Annotated in this window: 20 protein-coding genes and 1 tRNA gene; 8 read left to right on the top strand and 13 right to left on the bottom strand. The window is 59.6% G+C overall.

The genetic code is table 11. The features are described from left to right. Positions 1 to 431: 431 nt before the first annotated feature. Positions 432 to 505, bottom strand: a tRNA-Tyr gene (locus QA600_RS16555). Between the two features lie 112 nt (positions 506 to 617). Here QA600_RS16555 and QA600_RS16550 point away from each other — a divergent pair. The 3 genes from QA600_RS16550 (at position 618) to ftsZ (ending at position 2,693) form a co-directional block, all read left to right on the top strand. After that, positions 618 to 1,139 carry a zinc ribbon domain-containing protein gene (locus QA600_RS16550; protein WP_278293050.1) on the top strand — a complete coding sequence of 174 codons (522 nt, stop codon included), beginning with the start codon at positions 618 to 620 and terminating at the stop codon, positions 1,137 to 1,139. A 199-nt stretch (positions 1,140 to 1,338) separates the two neighbouring features. Next, a complete protein-coding gene (locus QA600_RS16545) occupies positions 1,339 to 1,518 on the top strand; it encodes a ribbon-helix-helix domain-containing protein (RefSeq protein ID WP_005556653.1) in 180 nt (59 codons plus the stop codon). A 2-nt stretch (positions 1,519 to 1,520) separates the two neighbouring features. Next, complete coding sequence (ftsZ, locus tag QA600_RS16540) at positions 1,521 to 2,693, top strand: cell division protein FtsZ (protein ID WP_278293049.1); 1,173 nt, start codon at positions 1,521 to 1,523, stop codon at positions 2,691 to 2,693. 331 nt (positions 2,694 to 3,024) lie between these two features. On the opposite strand, the gene QA600_RS16535 is transcribed toward ftsZ, so the two are convergent. Both QA600_RS16535 and QA600_RS16530 read right to left on the bottom strand, forming a co-directional pair. Then, positions 3,025 to 3,999: a TIGR00269 family protein gene (locus QA600_RS16535; RefSeq protein ID WP_278293048.1), complete on the bottom strand. Its 975-nt coding sequence runs from the start codon at positions 3,997 to 3,999 to the stop codon at positions 3,025 to 3,027. Between the two features lie 51 nt (positions 4,000 to 4,050). Further along, positions 4,051 to 4,770: an alpha/beta hydrolase gene (locus QA600_RS16530; RefSeq protein ID WP_278293047.1), complete on the bottom strand. Its 720-nt coding sequence runs from the start codon at positions 4,768 to 4,770 to the stop codon at positions 4,051 to 4,053. 179 nt (positions 4,771 to 4,949) lie between these two features. On the opposite strand from QA600_RS16530, the gene QA600_RS16525 reads away from it, so the two are divergent. From QA600_RS16525 to QA600_RS16515, 3 genes are all read left to right on the top strand, one after another. After that, positions 4,950 to 5,423 (top strand): DUF4442 domain-containing protein, encoded by a 474-nt coding sequence (locus QA600_RS16525; RefSeq protein ID WP_278293046.1) that lies wholly within the window; start codon positions 4,950 to 4,952, stop codon positions 5,421 to 5,423. Between the two features lie 84 nt (positions 5,424 to 5,507). Then, a complete protein-coding gene (locus QA600_RS16520; protein WP_278293045.1) occupies positions 5,508 to 6,158 on the top strand; it encodes a hypothetical protein in 651 nt (216 codons plus the stop codon). A gap of 46 nt (positions 6,159 to 6,204) precedes the next feature. Continuing rightward, positions 6,205 to 6,399: a hypothetical protein gene (locus tag QA600_RS16515; protein ID WP_005556664.1), complete on the top strand. Its 195-nt coding sequence runs from the start codon at positions 6,205 to 6,207 to the stop codon at positions 6,397 to 6,399. Positions 6,400 to 6,670: 271 nt separating this feature from the next. On the opposite strand, the gene QA600_RS16510 is transcribed toward QA600_RS16515, so the two are convergent. The 6 genes from QA600_RS16510 to QA600_RS16485 all read right to left on the bottom strand — a co-directional run bounded on the left by QA600_RS16510 (position 6,671) and on the right by QA600_RS16485 (position 13,443). Then, the gene (locus tag QA600_RS16510) at positions 6,671 to 7,477 is read right to left on the bottom strand and encodes a class I SAM-dependent methyltransferase (RefSeq protein WP_278293044.1); all 807 of its coding nucleotides are present in this window, start codon (positions 7,475 to 7,477) and stop codon (positions 6,671 to 6,673) included. 63 nt (positions 7,478 to 7,540) lie between these two features. Further along, positions 7,541 to 8,413 (bottom strand): deoxyribonuclease IV, encoded by an 873-nt coding sequence (locus tag QA600_RS16505; protein ID WP_278293043.1) that lies wholly within the window; start codon positions 8,411 to 8,413, stop codon positions 7,541 to 7,543. 45 nt (positions 8,414 to 8,458) lie between these two features. Beyond that, positions 8,459 to 9,295, bottom strand: a complete 837-nt coding sequence (locus tag QA600_RS16500) for a M48 family metalloprotease (protein ID WP_278293042.1) — start codon at positions 9,293 to 9,295, stop codon at positions 8,459 to 8,461. A gap of 64 nt (positions 9,296 to 9,359) precedes the next feature. Beyond that, positions 9,360 to 10,196: a biotin/lipoate A/B protein ligase family protein gene (locus QA600_RS16495; RefSeq protein WP_278293041.1), complete on the bottom strand. Its 837-nt coding sequence runs from the start codon at positions 10,194 to 10,196 to the stop codon at positions 9,360 to 9,362. A gap of 236 nt (positions 10,197 to 10,432) precedes the next feature. Next, positions 10,433 to 12,178: a transposase gene (locus QA600_RS16490; protein WP_278293040.1), complete on the bottom strand. Its 1,746-nt coding sequence runs from the start codon at positions 12,176 to 12,178 to the stop codon at positions 10,433 to 10,435. A 128-nt stretch (positions 12,179 to 12,306) separates the two neighbouring features. After that, positions 12,307 to 13,443, bottom strand: a complete 1,137-nt coding sequence (locus QA600_RS16485; protein ID WP_278293039.1) for a hypothetical protein — start codon at positions 13,441 to 13,443, stop codon at positions 12,307 to 12,309. Between the two features lie 222 nt (positions 13,444 to 13,665). On the opposite strand from QA600_RS16485, the gene QA600_RS16480 reads away from it, so the two are divergent. Then, complete coding sequence (locus QA600_RS16480) at positions 13,666 to 14,145, top strand: winged helix-turn-helix transcriptional regulator (protein WP_278293038.1); 480 nt, start codon at positions 13,666 to 13,668, stop codon at positions 14,143 to 14,145. Positions 14,146 to 14,245: 100 nt separating this feature from the next. Here QA600_RS16480 and QA600_RS16475 read toward each other — a convergent pair whose 3' ends face one another. From QA600_RS16475 to QA600_RS16460, 4 genes are all read right to left on the bottom strand, one after another. Beyond that, positions 14,246 to 14,467, bottom strand: a complete 222-nt coding sequence (locus QA600_RS16475) for a hypothetical protein (RefSeq protein WP_278293037.1) — start codon at positions 14,465 to 14,467, stop codon at positions 14,246 to 14,248. Between the two features lie 119 nt (positions 14,468 to 14,586). Then, positions 14,587 to 14,991 carry a MarR family transcriptional regulator gene (locus QA600_RS16470; RefSeq protein ID WP_278293036.1) on the bottom strand — a complete coding sequence of 135 codons (405 nt, stop codon included), beginning with the start codon at positions 14,989 to 14,991 and terminating at the stop codon, positions 14,587 to 14,589. 84 nt (positions 14,992 to 15,075) lie between these two features. Then, positions 15,076 to 16,218 carry a PD-(D/E)XK nuclease family protein gene (locus QA600_RS16465; RefSeq protein WP_278293035.1) on the bottom strand — a complete coding sequence of 381 codons (1,143 nt, stop codon included), beginning with the start codon at positions 16,216 to 16,218 and terminating at the stop codon, positions 15,076 to 15,078. 75 nt (positions 16,219 to 16,293) lie between these two features. Beyond that, positions 16,294 to 17,301: a Cdc6/Cdc18 family protein gene (locus tag QA600_RS16460; protein ID WP_278293034.1), complete on the bottom strand. Its 1,008-nt coding sequence runs from the start codon at positions 17,299 to 17,301 to the stop codon at positions 16,294 to 16,296. Between the two features lie 330 nt (positions 17,302 to 17,631). Here QA600_RS16460 and QA600_RS16455 point away from each other — a divergent pair. After that, positions 17,632 to 18,039, top strand: a 408-nt coding sequence (locus tag QA600_RS16455; protein ID WP_278293033.1) for an inorganic phosphate transporter, incomplete at its 3' end; no start/stop codon positions are given.

The following is an 18,039-nucleotide window of genomic DNA, read 5'->3' as shown; positions in this document are numbered from 1 at the left end:
ACAGCGCGGACACCGACTGGTTGCCAGTTCAACTCCGGATTCCTTGTCCGACTTCGAGGAAATAGATCCTCAGACAGCCGGCTCGAACGTGGTGTAATCAGCCGACGGACTGTCTACTGTAAATCGGTTGGAAGCAGATCCGCCCTCCGATTTGAACTCGCCGAGACAGTCCCGGATGCTCGCTTCGCTGCGCGCTCGGCTGTAACTTTCGAGCCTTCGTTCGCTTCGCTCACGAGGACGGGGGACAAGTCGATCTACAGTCAGCTACGAATCAACCGGAAAACCAGTCCGCCCTCCCCGATTTGAACGGAGGAAGACATTCTCCTGCTCGCTTCGCTGCGCGGGCTGTGACTTCCAGGCTCAAAATCGGCTCGGTTGGACGTGTTTTCCACTCACGGTCTCACTCCGTTCGACGGTTCGCGGAAAACCAGTCCGCCCTCCCCGATTTGAACGGGGGGCAAGTCGATCTACAGTCGACTGCTCTACCAGTCTGAGCTAAGGGCGGGCGCATCTCAACGTAGTCCCCGAGGGAGACATAAGGGTTATCATTCGGGACGGATTCGTCCGCGATGACCAGATAATTGATATAGGTGGGATGACAAGGATCGCTCGAGAGGATGAGCAAGATCACGTTCCGCGCGGACGACGACCTCGTCGCCCGCCTCGAGGAACTCGAGGCCTCCAAGAGCGAGGTCATGCGCGAGGCCCTGCGAGCGCACCTCGAGGGATCGTCGGACTCGCCCGATCGAACGGGCGAGACGGCGATCGACGACCTCGTCCGCGAGCGCGTCGACGACCTCCTCACGGAGCGACTCGCCGAGCTCCGGGCCCAGCGCCCGGCGGAGCGTGGACAGGACGTCAACGTGACGATCTCGCTCGAGGACGGCGCGCGTAACACCACCGACGCCCGCGTGTCGGCGGTGTCGGACACCGATTCCGACGCCGACCGCGGCTCCAAATCCAACTGTGCACAGTGTGGTGAGGTGGTCGATCCCGATCACGTCTACTGTCCCAACTGCGGCGAGAAAACCGCCCGACGGCTGTTCTGTGACTGCGGGGACGAACTCCGTTCGGACTGGTCGTTCTGTCCGGGCTGTGGCCGTCGGACACCGGCCGCCGACGTTCTTGACTCCACATAAGGGCTCGTGTAATACACAGAATCTCGTGTCGGACGAAAGTTTTAATGTCTTCGACAGTCTCGCATTTAGTCGCGTAAGACGGTTGTCTTACACCAGCCGGCGAACGCCGGAAACCGCCCGATGTCGGGCGGATTGGGTGTAAGACACCGTGCGTCTGACAGGGGCGCACACCGTCTTACCCCCAACGGGGAATACAACAATGGAGCGTGTGACACTGCGAATCCCGAAACAGCAGATCGAGGAGGTCGAACAGTTAGTCGATTCGGGCGAGTTCCCGAATCGGAGCGAGGCGATCCGCTCGGCCGTCCGCGAGATGGTCAACGAACAGTCCGACGGTCGGACCGAACAGACCGGCAAACGCAACTGGGCCAAGGTGTAACGATGCAGGATATCGTCCAGGACGCACTCGACAACGCCGAGGAGGAGGCCCGCGAGATGGAGGCCGAGATGGACGGTGACGAGTTCGGGGAGCCCCGAATCGTGATCGTCGGCTGTGGCGGCGCCGGCAACAACACCATCAACCGGCTGTACAACATCGGCGTCGACGGCGCCGAGACCGTCGCTATAAACACGGACAAACAGCACCTGAAGATGATCGAGGCCGACACGAAGATCCTGGTGGGCAAGTCGCTCACCAACGGGCTCGGCGCCGGCGGCGATCCGTCGATGGGCGAACGCGCGACCGAGATGGCCCAGGGCACGATCAAGGAAGTGCTCGGCGACGCGGACCTCGTGTTCGTCACGGCGGGCATGGGTGGCGGAACCGGTACCGGTGCCGCCCCCGTCGTCTCGAAGATCGCCAAGGAGCAGGGTGCGATCGTCGTCGGGATGGTCTCGACGCCGTTCAACGTCGAGCGCGCCCGCACGGTAAAAGCCGAGGAGGGCCTCGAGAAGCTTCGCAACGAGGCCGACTCGATCATCGTGCTCGACAACAACCGACTGCTCGACTACGTCCCGAACCTCCCGATCGGCAAGGCGTTCTCGGTGATGGACCAGATCATCGCCGAGACCGTCAAGGGGATCTCGGAGACGATCACTCAGCCGTCGCTGATCAACCTGGACTACGCGGACATGTCCACGATCATGAATCAGGGCGGCGTCGCCGTGATGTTGGTCGGCGAGACCCAGGACAAGAACAAGACCGACGAGGTCGTCAAGGACGCGATGAACCACCCGCTACTGGACGTCGACTACCGCGGCGCCTCTGGCGGACTCGTCCACATCACCGGCGGCCCCGACCTCACGCTAAAAGAGGCCGAGGGGATCGCCGACAACATCACCGAGCGCCTCGAGGCCTCGGCGAACGTGATCTGGGGCGCCCGGATCCAGGAGAACTACAAGGGCAAGGTGCGGGTCATGGCGATCATGACCGGTGTCCAGAGCGCCCAGGTGCTCGGCCCGTCGACCCAGAAGCAGGCCGACCGCTCCCGTGCCAGCATCGAGGGCGCCGGCGACGGCGACTTCGACGCGAGCAACAACCTCAAACACGGTGCGAAGAGCGACGGCGGCCGGAACGAACTCGAGCGCCAGAACGGCGTCGACGTTATCCGGTAGTCGGGCACACTCCTGACACACCACGAGCGGATCCCGCTGACCACGCGCGACCGGACCGACACCGACACACCACGGTTCGGTCGCGTTTGCGATCGACACACCACGCGACGGCCGTCTGACACACCACGGCTCGGCCGCCGCCACGATTGACACGATACGACGCGACCCCGCGCCGGCAACCGACACACCACACCACACCAGCCGGTCGCCGGGTATCGCTTCTCGGAGAACAACCGCCTCGAGTGACGACGCCGGATTCGAGCGGTTCGCCGCTCGAGGTGGGATTCGACTGGTGTAACTCGTGGCGCGAACGATGTCGCGTCTTACGGCCTCAGGCCAGCGACTCGAGCAGTCCGCACTTCCGACAGACCTCCCGCGTCGTCGTCGAGCCACACTCGGCGCACTCCCGGAGGTCGGGACCGTCGCCGTCGTCCTCAGCCTCGCCTGCGCGGTCGTCCGCGACGATGCCGGCCAGCTCCTCGTACCCCGAGAGAATCGAGTGGCGGGTTCCGGGGTGGTTCTCCTCGAGATCGTACAGGAGCTGCTGGATCTCGCCGCGGTAGGCCTCGCTGGCGTGGGGACACTCCGTGATGTGAGCGGGGAGGTCCTCGACGTGGGCGTACAGCGCAACCTCTTTTTCTGGAACATCGCGCAGCGGCTTCGCTCGCGGGACGAACTCCTCCTGCTCGCCGCGCTCGGAGAGCGGTCCCAGACTCGCGTCGAAGTGTTTGGCCATCTGGGCGACGTCACCCTCGAGGAAGTTCATCAGCGCGGTCTGGGCCTCGTCGTCGAGATTGTGGCCCGTCAGCAGCAGGTCGGCCTCGAGTTCCTCGGCGTACGTCGAGAGCAGATCCCGCCGGAAGACTCCACAGTAGGCACAGGCCGCCATGTTCTCGGGGTCGTCCTCGACGACGTCGTCCATTCGAATTCCGAACTCCTCCTCGTAGCTGACGACCTCGTGGCGAATGTCGAGTTCGTCGGCGAGGTCGACGCAGGCCTCGAGGCTCTTGTCGCGGTAGCCCTCGATCCCTTCGTGGATCGTCAGCCCGACGAGTTCGATGCGTGGATCCTCGGCGAACGTCTCGTGGAGGATTCGCGTGAGCACGACGCTGTCCTTTCCGCCCGAGAGGCCGACGACCCACGTCAACGGATCGTCGGGTGTCACGTCGTGTGGAACGAGGTCGTCCCGGCGAACCCGTCGGCGCACCCGCTTCTCGACCGATTCCCTGAAGTGGTGCTCGCAGAGGTGTGCCCCCGAATAGGCGGCGTGCATGATCGCCTCCTCCTCACACCGGTTGCAATCCATCGGCGGCAGTTACCAGCGAGCGCGTATGTCGGTTTCGGCTTTTCGCCTCGTTCAGGCGGGGACCGTCTCGCGTGCCTCGACCGCCGCAGCGCCCTCCTCGAGCGCCTCGAGTAAGAGTTCGACGTAGCGCTCCCGTCCCGGCGAGGAGAACAGTTCGTGGCCACCGTTGTACAGGACGACGTGCTCGGCGGGCACCCGGTGACCGATCGGACGGAGGCTGATGACGGGATCGGTGAGCGAGCAGAAGACGACGGCGTCGTGATCGATCGTCAGCAGGTTCTCCTGGGCGTGGCGCGTCTCGCGGACGAACGCGGGCGAAACCCACCGCGGAATCGTCGCGAGCTGGTGGTCGGTCGCTTTCTCGCCGAGGGCGTTCCGGTCGAACTCGCCCGCGGGGAGACAGGGGAACGTCGTCCCGATCCGCGAGGCGCCCTCGAGCAGCGGGTCCGAGTAGCGCTCGCCGTACCCCCAGAACGGGCTCAGGTAGACGTGGTTGTCCGCGCCATCCAGGGCCTGGCCGATGAGCGCGCCCGCGCTGTGGCCGAGCAGCTGGTACTCCTCGAGGTCGAGGACGTACTCGGCGATCGGCTCGAGCCAGTCGGCTTTGAAGTCGTCGATGTTCGTCGGGAGCTCGAAGGCGTGGACCCGGTAGCCGGCCTCGGTCAGCTTTCCGATGAGCCAGCTGACGTTCTCGTGGGTCCAGCGGTTCCCCCAGCCCATGACGAAGACGAGTTCCTCCTTGCCGTCCTCGTTGAAGACGCGGTGTCGCATACGGATCCGTTCGTCGGACACCGATAAAAATCTGCGCTCTTGACACGACCTGCCGGCTCCGCCCGTCGGGGCGGCGATCGGGCGTCTCGAGAAGCGACGACCGTCCGGGTCGGCGACAACTCGTGGGCAGGGAAGGAGCGTTTGCTAACGATTTTCACCGGCCGCCCTCGAGTCGGTGTATGCTCGACGCGATTCGCTCGCGACTCTACCGCCTCGGATTCAATCTCTTTCCGGCCTACCGTCGGACGGGCGGCCGAGTCACGTACATCGCCCCCGACTGGCGGGAGGTTCGGGTGGAGCTGCCGCTCTCCTGGCGCACGAGGAACTACGTCGGGACGATCTTCGGGGGCAGCATGTACGCCGCGGTCGATCCGTTCTACATGATGATGCTCCTCAAAAATCTCGGCAACGAGTACGTCGTCTGGGACAAGGAGGCCGAGATTCGCTTCAAGAAGCCGGGTCGGGAGACGCTGTACGCCCGGTGTACGATCACCGACGAGGAGATCGCCGCGATCGAGGCCGAGCTGGCGACCGACGGAACGGAGTCGGTCGACCGCCACTACACCGTCGAACTCGTCGACAGCGAGGGGACAGTCCACGCGACGGTTCGTAACACGGTGTACGTGACGACCGACCGCGAGAAAGCCGCTTGAGACGGCGGGCAGTGAACGAGGCCCGAGCTCGAGTCGAGTTCGAACTGAGAAACCGTTTTGCAACTCGAGGGCCGACTCCTCGTCATGAGCGAGTTCCCCCGCGAGGAGGCGGTCGACCGACTCGAGGCGCTGGTCGAGACCGTCGAGCGCGAGCGAACGCCCGTTCCGGTCCGCGAGATCTGGGCGTTCGGCGACATCGCGCTCGGGCTGGATCCCGTCGAACGACTCGACGTCTACCTCACCAAGGACGTGCTGATGCGCGACGACAGCACGACGGCGGACGTCGACGAGGAGTACGGTATCGAGGGCGTCGGTCAGTCGGTTCGAGCCGACTGGGCGGCCGAGTACCCCGAGTACCTGCGCGCCAACGCGAACGGCCACGCCGCCCCCGAGAAGTGTCTGGCTGCACAGCTCCTCGGCGAGGACGAACCGATCCACCTCGAGGTCTGTAACGCCGGCTTCGAGGACAACGTCACACAGCGGTTGCGCGGCGCAAAGCTTCGAGAGGATTACACGCAGCTGCTCGATCCCCGCGGCGTCTGTCTCTGGGTCGACGGCACGAGAAGCGAGGAGGCGTTTCGCAAACTTCGGGAGAGCGAGCTCGCCCTGCCGACACTGTCGGCCGCCCTCGAGATGCTCGGGATGGAGGAGGGAGAGGCTGGCGAGGCCGCCCGGGAGGTCCACGCCTGGCGCGAGCAACAGGAGGGCGTGACGGTGCGGGGCGACGTCGTCTGAACGCCGTCATACGAACTATTTTGTCGCCCCCATCGGAGGTATCGGTATGAACACGTCGTCGCTGACGACGGGACTCGATACCGCCCGTCTCGCGGTGTTTGCGAACGTCGCGCTCGTGCTCACGGGATCGGTGCTGGCGCTCGTGAACGTCCTTGATCTCTGGACCGGGATCGTCGTGGTCTGTGCCGGGTTGATCGGGGTCTACGTCTCGCTACTCGGCCGAAGCGAGGAGTCGGACTGACGAGGGTCAGCGATTGAGCGGTCGAAGCTATCGCTGTGAACCTTCCATTGGACGTATGATTTCGAACCTGTTATTTGCACGAGCAACTCTGCTGGGGAGGACGTGAGAATCCGTTAGCTTCTGTCAGTATCTCCCCGAACGCCAGCCCCTTTCAGTCCCACCCCGTGGTGGTTGGTTGGCGTTGCAGACGTATCGCCGGCTGTTCCCTTCGCTTACCCACGCAACAACCAGCCACTCACCGAACCGACACACACCGCCGTTCCACTGCCGACTACTGCGCCTCGGTTACTCGCCCGACCGTCACAAAGAACGGAATCGCTTCACGTCGACGATACGTACGCTCTTCCATCTGCTCGATCACGTCCCGGCCCATTTCCCGCCACTCGCTGCGGAGGGCGTCGTACTCCTCGTTCGTCAGGTCGCCCTCGAGCATCGTCTCCCGGTCGTCGGACAACCCAGCGCCCGTCGCTTTCCGCTGGGCGATCGTCAACGCCGCCTCGCCGTAGGGCGGCTCGATCGTCCGCTCGTGGTCGTACCGGCGGGTTTCGACCAGCTCGAGTCCAGCCTTCGTAAACGCCTCGCGGGCGTCGGCTCCCAGGGTGACGTCCGTTTCGATACCCTCGAGGTAGGCCCGTCGAGCCCGATCCTCGAGTCGCTCCTCGCTCGCGACGCTCGAGTCGACCGCGACGGCGCCGTTATCGGGTTCGACCGCTGCGACGAGATCGCTCGAGACGCGGGCGAACTCCCGGATCGCTGCCTCGGGATCTGGCAGGTTGATCAACAGTGCCTGACAGACGACGAGGTCAAAGCTATCGTCCAGGAACGGGAGCCGGAGGGCGTCGCCCGCGACGACCGGGACGTGCTCGCCGGCGAACTCGAGGAGTTCGAGATCGGCGTCGCAGCCGACGACCTCGCCCGCTGACTCCGCTGCGAGCACGCGGCTCAGCTCGCCGGTGCCACAGCCGACGTCGAGGACGCGCTCGCGGGAACCGAGCTCGAGGGGCTCGAGCGCCCGCTGGGAGTCGTCCCACATCCCCTCGCGGGTTCGCTCGAGGTAGGCTTCGGAGAACTCGCGCACGGCCTCTCGTAGTGCCAGCGGGAGTAAAAACGGGTCGGTTCCGAACGTCGTCGAATCGGGCGGTTACGCGTCCTCGCGGAGCTCCTTCGTCTTCTCGATGTTCCAGGCGAAGCCCTTCCCGTCCTCGGTGGGCGTCTCGAGGGCAAACGGCAGCTCCCGCAGGTCGGGGTGGTTGACGATCGCGCGGATGCCGTCCTCGCCGATGTACCCCTCGCCGATGAGGGCGTGTTCGTCCTTGTGGGTGCCGACGTCGTGTTTCGAGTCGTTGAGGTGGATGTACTCGAGGTGCTCGAGGCCGACCTCGTCGTCGAACCGGGAGACGGTCTCGTCGACGGCCTCGGGCGTGGTGAGGTCGTTGCCCGCGACGAGCGTATGGGCAGTGTCGATGCAGATGCCGATCTCCTCGTCCGTGCGGTCGATGATCCCCGCCAGGTGGGCGAACTCGCCGCCCAGCTTGGTGCCGCTGCCGGCGTCGGACTCGATGAGGATCTGGACGCCCTCGGGGACGTCGAGTTCGTCGATGAGACTCGCCGCGTTGTCGAGGCCGCCCTCGACGCCGGCACCCGTATGCGCGCCCAGGTGGACGTTTACGTACGGTATGCCCAGTGTCTCGGCGGCGTCGAGTTCGGCCTGCATGCTCTCCTTGGACTTCTCGCGGAGGTCGTCTTTGGGCGTACAGAGGTTGACCAGGTACGAGGAGTGGATCACCCACGGCCCCTCGAGCAGGTCGTCGCTCTCCTCGCGAAAGCCCGCCGCGGCCTCGTCGCTGATCTCGGGCTGGGCCCAGACCTGCGGTGACGTGGTAAAGACCTGTCCACAGTTGCCACCGAAGGCGACCTGGCGGTGAACCGCGTTGCGGATGTCGCCGTAGGGCGGTGTTTCGTCGTCGGAGGAGACGCGCGAGCCGGAGATCGAGACGTGTGCGCCGACCTTCATGGCTGGCAGTCAGTACCGGTTCGTGATAGGGGTAACGGACCGACGCTACGCGCTTCGGCGCTCGCGGCTCGGGGAGCGAAGCGCTTCGAGTCGGGTCTCGAGCGACGGGTGCGTCGAGCGGAGCCCGCCGGGAGCGTCGTCGGACCCCAGCGTCGGCAACACGCTCACCGCGTTCGTCGACCGGGCGTGCTTTCGCAGGTCGGTCGTCGGACAGGAGCTGCGGCGGTCGGCCAGCCGCTCGAGGGGTTCCCGCCTGTCCGTCGGTGTTTCGCGCCCGTCGTGGAGGAACTCGGCGGCGACCAGCGGAACGAGCAGCCAGGATGTCAGTCGAAGATCGTCGTTGGCGAGGTGGGCGAACTCATGGGCCAGGACGGCCGCAGTCTCATCTCGCGGCAGCGTTCGAGCGAGCCCCTTCGAGATGACGATGACGGGTTCGCCCGTCTGGCGAACGCCGAGGAGCGGATCGTTCGGCCGGGAGGTCGTGTACGCGAACGGCGCTGACGCCGGATGCAGTCTAATCTGTGGCTTCGGGACGCCGAACTGGGTTGCGAACCGCGTGGCGTCGTCGTCCAGGGCTCGCGGTTCTTCGGCGTCGATCGCCGTCACCGGAGCCGTCCCCTCGAGTAACAGTCGCCGCTCGTATCGAACGAGGTATCCGACGACGATCGCAAACGCCGGGAGCACGAGGACCGCGCTGACGGCGACGCCCCACAGGAGTCCTCGCTCGAGCCAGCCGTCCGGTGCGACGAGTGCCGGAACGGCGAGCAACAGCGCTGCCCCGGAGACCGCCACGACGGCCGCACTCGCCACCAGCACGGCACCGGCGACACCGGCGCTAAGAAGCGCCCGCACTCCGAGTCCGATCGGCGATGTCAGACGCATACGTACTGTTCAACGAAAGAGAATAATAGATGCTCCGGCTTCCCCGCTTGCAGACGGAACCGTCCTACTGCTCGCTGGCCTCGAGGACCTCCCGATCCCGAACCCAAGCGTCGGCGCCGTACTTCCGATCGGCGAGGTCGCGGGCCGCCTCGAGTTCGTCCTCGCGCCACTCGCCATCCGTCGCCCCACACCACTCCTGCAGGGAGTCGGCGACGGTCTCGACGGCGGTCTCGCGGTCGAGGCTCGTCTGCTCGCGGATGCTCGTTACCCGGTTGACGAACGTCTCCGCAGTTACGTCGCTATTGAAGACGTCGACGTGGTGGTTTGGCTCGAGGTCGTACGACAGCGAGCCGTGCTGGATCACGACGTCTCGCTGTCGGTACTGGGCGTTACCGCTGAGTTTCTTCGCGTCCGCGCCCGAACTCGCGGGTGCGACCACGTCGTGGGCCGGGTTGATATCCCGAAGATAGCAGGATGGGTAGTAGATCGACTCCTGTTCGGCGCCCGCAAAGTCGGCGTCGATCCCCATGCGGTCGAACGCCTCGAGGATCGGCTCGCAGAACAGCGCGTAACAATCCATCAGATCTCCCGGTACCTCCTCGGCGGGCGCGACGATCGTATAAGAGATATCGGCGTACCGATCGTGGTAGATCCCCCCGCCGCCGGTCTGTCTACGGGTGACGTCTATCCCCGCCCGCTCGCAGTACTCCCAGTCGACGGAGTCTGGGTCCTGGCGGTAGCCCAGCGAGAGCGTGCTCGGCTCCCAGGAGTAGACGCGAACGGTCCGGAGGTCGTCCTCGAGCGCGGTTCGTCCGGCGATCTCCTCGAGGGCCATCTGTGTCGCTCCCTCGCGGGGCGAATCGGCGATGAGCCGCCAATCGCGGTCGGCAAGCGTGGTCATGCTCGAGCGCAGGACGGCGAGGCCGAAAGCGATTGCGCAGACTTTTCGTATATGGATCGGCTACAAATGAGTGAGAGTCGGTCGAGAATTACAATCCACTAATTTGGATTGTAAGAAAACAAGCAGTCAAACCAAGCACAAGGTATGATATCGATCTGGTAATTGAGCGCGAAATAAAAGTAGGCGAAAAACAGCTACCGCTCAGGAATTTCGAACCCGAAAACTACGGCTGACCGCTACCCCACCCGCAACAGGAACTGACCGAGCACCGTAGCGAACGTCTTCGCGGTCAGCACAGGTGGAGCTCGAACATCCATGTCGATGGCGATCTTGATGAGGTAGTCAGTCAACCGCCAGAGGTTGTAGATCAGCGCTGCCAGAACGAAATTCGTGAGTCGAACTCGGTAATCGGTTGAAGACGTCCGCGGTAGGTACTCCACGATAGTCTTGTACTGGTTCTCAATATCCCATCGCCGTCGATACTGATTCACAACGTGTCTGATCTCGCCAGGAGTATCGACGCTGTCACGGTTCGTCACAAACACCGCGTAGTTCCCGTCAGCATCATCATCCCGAACTGGCACATAGAGGAAGTGTGCCGTGTGGTGGAGTTCCCCGTCTTTCCAGAATTCAACGTCAGGTTCAACCGCCATGTCCGCCTCGGGGTGCGCTTTGATCTTCTCGATGTTTTCATAATCGTCCGTGTACCTCGGAACGGGTGTGGTGTACAACAACCCGCGATCTTCGATAGCTGCGTACACATCTTCGCTGTAGAACCCACGATCAAGCAACACCTCATCGAGATCCACAAATTCCTGTGCTCGATCCAGTAACCGCTCGACGAGATCGGCTTTCGGATACGACGGAGCGTCTTCCTCTTCCCACTTTGAATTCTGCTTGTACGGTTCAACACCGAGTATGATCGGGACGTTGTCACCGACGAGCGTGATTGTGGCGTACTTGTACCCTTGTTTCTTCGGATCGTCATCGACGTACCCGTTGACCATTCGAGGGTAGTTCGGCTTCGGGATCTCCTTGTCCCTGTCTTCCCACGGACTTACGGTGAACGGGTCATCAGTGATGTCGATTGCAGCAATGGTTTTCCGATCATCGAACGGGTCATCACCACGGATCGAGTTGATGATGTTGTCCGTCGCCCCGTCGAACGCCTTCATGACCTCGTCACGGATCACGTCGATCTTCGGCATGCGATTTTCCTCGAACACCGAGTCCAAGGTGAGCTGCATCGAGTCATCATCGTCAGGCGTGGCGATTAATTTGAGCGCGCGGAGAAGCGTTGACCCGTCGCACGTCAACTCATCGTTGAGTAGGTAGCCAATCTCGCCTTCAGAATGCGCGCTCCCGTTATTCGAGCAGATGCGTGCAACTTGGTCTAAGAGCTCGATGTCTTCGTATTGACGGTTCGACGCACGACCTGTCTTGAATTCTGGTAACGCGTGTTTCCTGGCCAACTTCACTGATTTATGCGTTTTCTCGCGTTTGTACTCGCGTTTCGTTTTCTCAGTGTCTTCCTCGTCTCCATCGTCCGGGGCGGGAGTTGGGACGAGTGCTTCTGAAATAATGCCGTGTTCAACGACTTCTCGCCTGATACCGTTGGCAGCGGCTTCAATGATATCCCATGTCGGGTCGCTGAAGTTGCATTTCGCGTATGAAAGGTCCTGCTGAGACGGGGCGTCCTCTAACTTCTTGATTTGAAATCCTGCGGCTTTCACTAAACTGGAGCGCTCACTCAACTGGTCTGCGAATTCGCTTTGTGAATACCCGCGAATAAGACGGTACAGGTGTGCGCGAACCATCTCTTCCGTTCCGAAATCGACCTTCCTCTGGTCGCGGTGGTCGGTGAGGAGGTCTACTGGTATTGAAAGTTTGTTGATGACGTCCCACAGGTGGTTTTCGCGCTTGCAAAGCGTCTCTGCGTGCACGACGATGGCTTCAGCGACTGCGGGATCGTCACGCACCATAAAAATCACCGAACGTGGGGTGGACGAGGTGGTTGCACAGCTGGAGCGGGGGGCGAGTAAAGGTCGCCAGCTGGAGTCGAGTGCGCGTCATGGGCGTCAGGGTACGGAAATGGGTGTGACTGGCCGGGTTACCTCGATTCGTGATTTCCAGTTGGGGATGTGCCGCTGGTGACCCCCCATCGCTTCTGGTGGAGTAAGTGAAGGAACTGGTCGAACGGGAGCGGGAACTGCTCGCTCGTATGCCCGGTAGACTCTCTCAGGAGGTGGTTCGTCAGCGAGTAGGCGTTCACCTCAGTTGCTACACGCTCGTAATCAGCGCGTGTCAACTCCAGTTGAGACACACCTTTCGTGTGGAGTCTTGTCCGGAGGAGGCGGTTGTGAACGTTGGCGATCCACCGTTTTTTATACGTTTCTGGAACCGTATCCGACTCCAGATCCGACTTCGACACGTCGATATTCGTTACGAATCCAACGTACCCATCAGATGCCGAGTCTTCGGGGACGTACACCAGGTTCGTGGTGCATGTCGGCGTGCCGTCCACGAACACATCGACATCGTGTTCAACAGCATGTGTAGCGTCATCACGGGTTTTGATCGTTGAGATTCGTTCACGGTCTCGCGTGGTGAGTCGTGAGAAGATGATGTACGCAACGTTTTGCCGCTCGAATTCTGCGATGACGTTTCCAGCGTGAAACGCTCGGGATGCCAGGAGCGTGTCGATCTCAACGTGTTCTTTGGCTTGCTCGATGAGCGTCCGGACGATCTCCGCGTACGTTCGCGGCTCAGATTGGGTTTCGTCGCCTGGCTTGCTCAGCGGTTCGACGGCAAGGACAACTGGGACAGGCGTGTTGACAGTGGTGATCGTAGCGAAGCGCGGTGTGGGAGTCGGCGTGACTTCCACCTCGCTTGCGTCTCCTGGCGCGGTAGTGGCTTCGAGCCAGTAATCTGGATCGAGCCGGGTGATGTCGATTGCGACTGTGATTGATCCCGCGTACGTGTCGTACGCGTGCAGTGAATCAACGAGGGTATCAACGGAGGAGGTGAGTTGGTCAGCATTCGAATAACGCTGCCCTTCGACTTTTTCTGGGAATGACTCGGTGGAGTCGGTGTTAGATGCTGACTTTTTGGCTGCGAGTTTCTCACGAAGTGTTTCTACGTTCGGAGTCTGTCGTTCAGTGTTCTCACTGAAAATCCGTTCGCAGGTCAGTTCAACTACACGCTGAATGGTGTTTCGGTCGTGGTTTGAGTGGGTTGTCGGTTTCATCTGTATCTGATTTACTTCGATTTTAACCTTGGGTTCGTGGGTGCGATTTCCGAAATCGGTTCGAAACACACCAGTAAGGCTGTTAGAACCGCAGACACATATAAATTACAGAGATTAAACTACTGCATTAAAATGTAGTACATACAGTACTACACTACGAAGTTCAGTCCAAACAATATCGCAGTACAACTATTTGTAGTGAGCTTCCCACAACTCGAATAGATGGTTAAGCAAATCAGCGGGTACTTAGAGATGAGTGGCGCAATCGGACTGCTGGTTCACCTCAAGTATGAAAGCAGACGATTTAACGAATTGAAAGACCTGGTCGGCGTCAGCCCCTCAACGCTCACCACTCGATTGGAAGAAGGACGAGACTTCGGGCTCATCACAACACGAATCGGGGAAGACGAGTACGACCTCGATCAGCGCTCAATTCATCACGAGTACATGATTACCGACCGTGGTGAACTCGTCCTGGAGAAGATGGACGAGTTCGAAGTTACGTACGCGTACAAACAACTCCGCGAAGCTGAACAGAAACTCGTGGAGGGTAGAGAAAACCTCCGCGTCTGGATCGAGGATAACGAAGACGAAATCGCCCGAGCAGAAGACGAGCATTCAATACGTGACAAATACGGTGAAGACGTGACGGAACCTGCTGAAGTGGATGGTGACTACTCAGAATTCATGGAGAAGGATTGAACAGTACGTTTGTTGTGGCCAGTGAGACTTCCACTTAGAGAATGTTGGACTTTTGAACAGAGTGTCTCTGCTGATCAATAGCAGTAGGGCGTCTTACCCCTCAAGCGCTGAAAAGGCTGAGTAGGCCCTTCTTCACGAGATTCTCGCCAGTCTCAGTGAGCTCGCCGCTTGCCTTGCCTGTCCGAATAGCGCCTGGAGGAATCGTATACAATGCCCACGGCATCAGGTATGTTTTGTTGTTGAAGGAAATACCCGAGAGGTGTTCGTCTTTCAACTCAGGCGCGTAGTGGTCGTAGTTCTTTGCGCCAGTACCAACACACATCACGGTACACTCCACCGAGTTGAACGGACGGTTTTCGTGAGAGAGAACGATGACAGGGCGATCATCGTGTGCATTTGTTGGATCATTTGCCCAAGTGACTGTCCCCGTAGGAAATTTCGTCATTTCTCAAGCTCTGCCTCTAATTCTGCGATCTCGGCTTCAATCTCAGCGTCATTAATCCCGTCTGAGGCGGTACCCTCTACATCAGAACGGGGGTGGGGACTTTCTCGGGGCGAGTGGCTAAACATTCGGTTGAGTTGGTCGAGACTAGCAACATACCGGCGAAGGTCCTCTCGATCCAAAGCGTGGTAGTAACTGTCTTCGGTTTTCCCGATATGCCCGTCCTCGTGAAGACGTTTAAGAGTAGTCGTAGCGGTGCCGTCGGGGATGTCGAGGTGGTCTCTGACCTCAGAAGGTTTGTATCCGTATTCGGGATTCTTGTAGAGAAACGCTACGATGTCGGATTTCGTCGTTCCCGGCGTCAGGTCGATGCCAGAATCGTGCGTGTCAAGATGGATCGGCATTGTTTGTAAGCGGTTGTAGTCGATTGTAGGGTAAAGCAGTTGCGCTTTTATTCATTGAGATCTCAGCCGAATCCGCGAAGTCAGCTACCGATAATCAGTGAGTTGATTTTCTGGGGTAGGAACCGTGAGCGTGGTCAACTCACCGTTTTCGGCGCAGCCAGCACAGAGCGGGAGTTCTGAAGGATCGTCTTTTTCTTCGAGCTCATCCCACGCGTATGTTGACGCGCAAGCTGTACACCGCCATTCGTAGACGCCTTGCTCATCGATCAGTGAAGGGTACTTGCGGGCGAGGGTCGGAGTGAGTTTCGCGGAGGGGTAGGCATCGAAGTACTCGGTCAACTGCTGTTTTCGATACTCCGCTAAACCAGGAAGCAACCCGGTGTACCCAACGTCTTGATACGGGGCGTCACCTTCACCGCATCGACCTTGGAATGGGCAGGTACTGCACTCCCAGTCAAACACCGGCTTAGCTGGTGGGAGCTCACCATTCTCACGGTAAGCGGTTTGCGAACGCATCCATGCTACGACCCCTTCATTCCAGAACGTTTCATCGAACGGGACGTGATACGCTTTGATATCTAACGTGTCCCGAGCACCGTAGAGCAGCAATCCGTCTTGAATCGAGCGGTCGTGCTTTTCATTCAGCGCGTACAGGTACGCGTGGAGTTGGGCTTTGTGATGGGGTTTCGGCCCAGACAGGTACTCTAACGATGACGTCGTTTTAATCTCCGTCACCAGAAGCGGTTCACCCTCAGCATCAACGATCACCGGATCAGTAACCCCTCTCACCTGGACGGAGTCCTCCTCAGTTTCGATTGTAGTGTCAATCCACATCGAATTCTGCACGTACGTGTCATCGGTCGTAGCCGACTCAAGCAAGTACGGCACGACAATGTCTTCCTCGAATCTTGTCCCAACCCAGAACAAACCCTGCGGCGAGTCACCCTCCTTAGGAGCGTTCTCCTTGTAGTAACTGACCTTCCGGTGGCACTGGAGAAGTTTACTCGGGGAGTGACGCTCGGGTTCAGGCGGTGGCGACGCACCGTTGAAATACGGTCGCCCTTCCAAGATATTCTGGGTGAACTGTTGCTCTTGATACCACTCGTTGAAACTTTGATTCGAGATTGCATCCACCAAGTGCTTCCGAACGAGGTCTTCAGGCCCTCGTTCGATTACTGACGATACGACCACTCCGGGAGGGGAGTCAGGGATTGGTTCATCGCTCATAGCGTACTGATAAAGAGATTCTATGGTAATGGGCAAGCGCGTGTGATTTCCGAAATCATAGACAGATAGTGATAATCACGGAGAATACGGATGATATGTTCGCCCCTTCGTACTTCCCTTTGAGATGATCAAATTGTAGTGCTCTAGCTTTGTGAGGTAGTTCCGCACCATACGCTGCGTTTTTGGGTTCTCGACCACCTCACTGTAAATCTCAAACAGCGTACTGGGAGCGATCTCGCCGTAGTCCAGAATCGTATCGTACAGCACACGCTGGTGATCGGTCAGTTTGTCGAGCGACCGTTGTTCGATCTCTGCTTTCGCTTCCGGAACCACACCTCGAATTACCTCTGACGAAACCTCATTGTAACCGGACTGGTTGGCTGTCTGTACTGCTTTTCGAAGAATCCCGATTGCCGCACGAGCGTCACCGGCTGCCATATCCGCGATGAGTCGTAGTTCATCCGGACAAACGACATCGGATTTGAGGCCCCAGCGAACACGATCACGGAGGATAGCGACAAGAGCGTCATTCCCGTATGGATTGAACCTGGCTCGTGTACAGACCTGGAAGCGACTATTCAACCGGTTATCTAACGATGCGAAGAGATCCTGCTCGCTGTTGGCGATTAGGATCATGGTGAGTCCACGAATCCGGTACAACTCGTACAGGAGCTGTTTGTCTTCGAGTTGGTCTACTTCATCGAGAATCACGATATACGGCGACCCATCGTATTCCCGAAGGCGCTCTAATAGGACGTCTTTCGGTGTTGATTGCCGGTGAACGTCGAACGTGTGGTTGATGCCGTCGAGGATTCGGTACAGTGTTTTGAAGCGGCTGTAGTCTTCCCAGCAGTTCACGTACTGGTAGTTCAGATCAACGACGGTTTCGCGGAGTTGCTCGACGAGGAATTTGGCGAGGCAGGTTTTCCCAACACCAGATGGACCGAATAGGAACGCGGTATCTGGATTGTCTCCGTGTGTTATCGGGTTGAGCGCAGCTGAAAGCGTATTGAGTTCTGCGTCGCGGTGCTTGACCTCGGTCGGGATGAATTCGGGTTGGAGAACCCGAGCGTCCGTAATCATGGATGCGTCGACACAGTTCTTGTGCGTAATAAGTGGAAGTGTGTCATTTCCGAATTTCCGAATTATTGGTTCCAAAGTAACAGACCGCGTGATGGGTATGTGAGGATTCGAATCTTGGCCTCCTGAACGATGGTGGCTCAGAGTGGTAAATTGGTGCGTGTATTGTGAACTCAGCCTCCCTGAACCGTTCTCGGTTTCAGGTTTTCTTCTAGGCTGGACAGCCTGATAGAAGCCAAATCTGACGGATGCCTACAACAGTCCTGTGTGTGCTGTATAACTTATCCGTCTGCTACGGTAGTTATTTCACTACGGCACAATTATTATCTATCAATGGTAGAAACCCTACTCGCAATTGGGATTGTTGCGTCTATCTTTGTTGGGTTCAATATTGGTGGCTCATCTACTGGGATCGCGTGGGGGCCACCTGTCGGTGCTGGAATCGTCAAAAAGACGACGGCGGCGGCCCTCATGACGTTTTTCGTCTTTCTCGGTGGGTGGACTGTCGGACGGAACGTGATGGACACGTTGAGCGAAGGGATCATCACGATTGATCTCACGCTCTCCGCAGGTGTCGCCGTCCTCTTTTTCATTGGACTGGGCATTCTCATCGCCAATATCTTCGGGGTTCCTGTTCCAACGTCAATGACAACCGTTGGAGCGATAGCTGGCCTCGGTCTGGCGACAGGCACACTCAACTACGCGACCATTGCCGAGATCGTCGCTTGGTGGATCGTAACA

It is taken from the genome of Natronococcus sp. A-GB1 (genome assembly GCF_029688845.1).
In the GTDB taxonomy this organism is placed as follows: domain Archaea; phylum Halobacteriota; class Halobacteria; order Halobacteriales; family Natrialbaceae; genus Natronococcus.
This window is presented reverse-complemented; position numbering and strand designations above follow the sequence as displayed.

Bases quoted from the DNA above. Each gene is read 5' to 3' on its own strand.
- QA600_RS16535 (WP_278293048.1), bottom strand. From the start codon at position 3,999: ATGGATTGCAACCGGTGTGAGGAGGAGGCGATCATGCACGCCGCCTAT.
- QA600_RS16520 (WP_278293045.1), top strand. From the start codon at position 5,508: ATGAGCGAGTTCCCCCGCGAGGAGGCGGTCGACCGACTCGAGGCGCTG.
- QA600_RS16545 (WP_005556653.1), top strand. From the start codon at position 1,339: ATGGAGCGTGTGACACTGCGAATCCCGAAACAGCAGATCGAGGAGGTC.
- QA600_RS16530 (WP_278293047.1), bottom strand. From the start codon at position 4,770: ATGCGACACCGCGTCTTCAACGAGGACGGCAAGGAGGAACTCGTCTTC.
- QA600_RS16515 (WP_005556664.1), top strand. From the start codon at position 6,205: ATGAACACGTCGTCGCTGACGACGGGACTCGATACCGCCCGTCTCGCG.
- QA600_RS16470 (WP_278293036.1), bottom strand. From the start codon at position 14,991: ATGCCGATCCATCTTGACACGCACGATTCTGGCATCGACCTGACGCCG.
- QA600_RS16505 (WP_278293043.1), bottom strand. From the start codon at position 8,413: ATGAAGGTCGGCGCACACGTCTCGATCTCCGGCTCGCGCGTCTCCTCC.
- QA600_RS16485 (WP_278293039.1), bottom strand. From the start codon at position 13,443: ATGAAACCGACAACCCACTCAAACCACGACCGAAACACCATTCAGCGT.
- QA600_RS16500 (WP_278293042.1), bottom strand. From the start codon at position 9,295: ATGCGTCTGACATCGCCGATCGGACTCGGAGTGCGGGCGCTTCTTAGC.
- QA600_RS16495 (WP_278293041.1), bottom strand. From the start codon at position 10,196: ATGACCACGCTTGCCGACCGCGATTGGCGGCTCATCGCCGATTCGCCC.
- ftsZ (WP_278293049.1), top strand. From the start codon at position 1,521: ATGCAGGATATCGTCCAGGACGCACTCGACAACGCCGAGGAGGAGGCC.
- QA600_RS16475 (WP_278293037.1), bottom strand. From the start codon at position 14,467: ATGTGTGTTGGTACTGGCGCAAAGAACTACGACCACTACGCGCCTGAG.
- QA600_RS16465 (WP_278293035.1), bottom strand. From the start codon at position 16,218: ATGAGCGATGAACCAATCCCTGACTCCCCTCCCGGAGTGGTCGTATCG.
- QA600_RS16460 (WP_278293034.1), bottom strand. From the start codon at position 17,301: ATGATTACGGACGCTCGGGTTCTCCAACCCGAATTCATCCCGACCGAG.
- QA600_RS16550 (WP_278293050.1), top strand. From the start codon at position 618: ATGAGCAAGATCACGTTCCGCGCGGACGACGACCTCGTCGCCCGCCTC.
- QA600_RS16490 (WP_278293040.1), bottom strand. From the start codon at position 12,178: ATGGTGCGTGACGATCCCGCAGTCGCTGAAGCCATCGTCGTGCACGCA.
- QA600_RS16525 (WP_278293046.1), top strand. From the start codon at position 4,950: ATGCTCGACGCGATTCGCTCGCGACTCTACCGCCTCGGATTCAATCTC.
- QA600_RS16480 (WP_278293038.1), top strand. From the start codon at position 13,666: ATGGTTAAGCAAATCAGCGGGTACTTAGAGATGAGTGGCGCAATCGGA.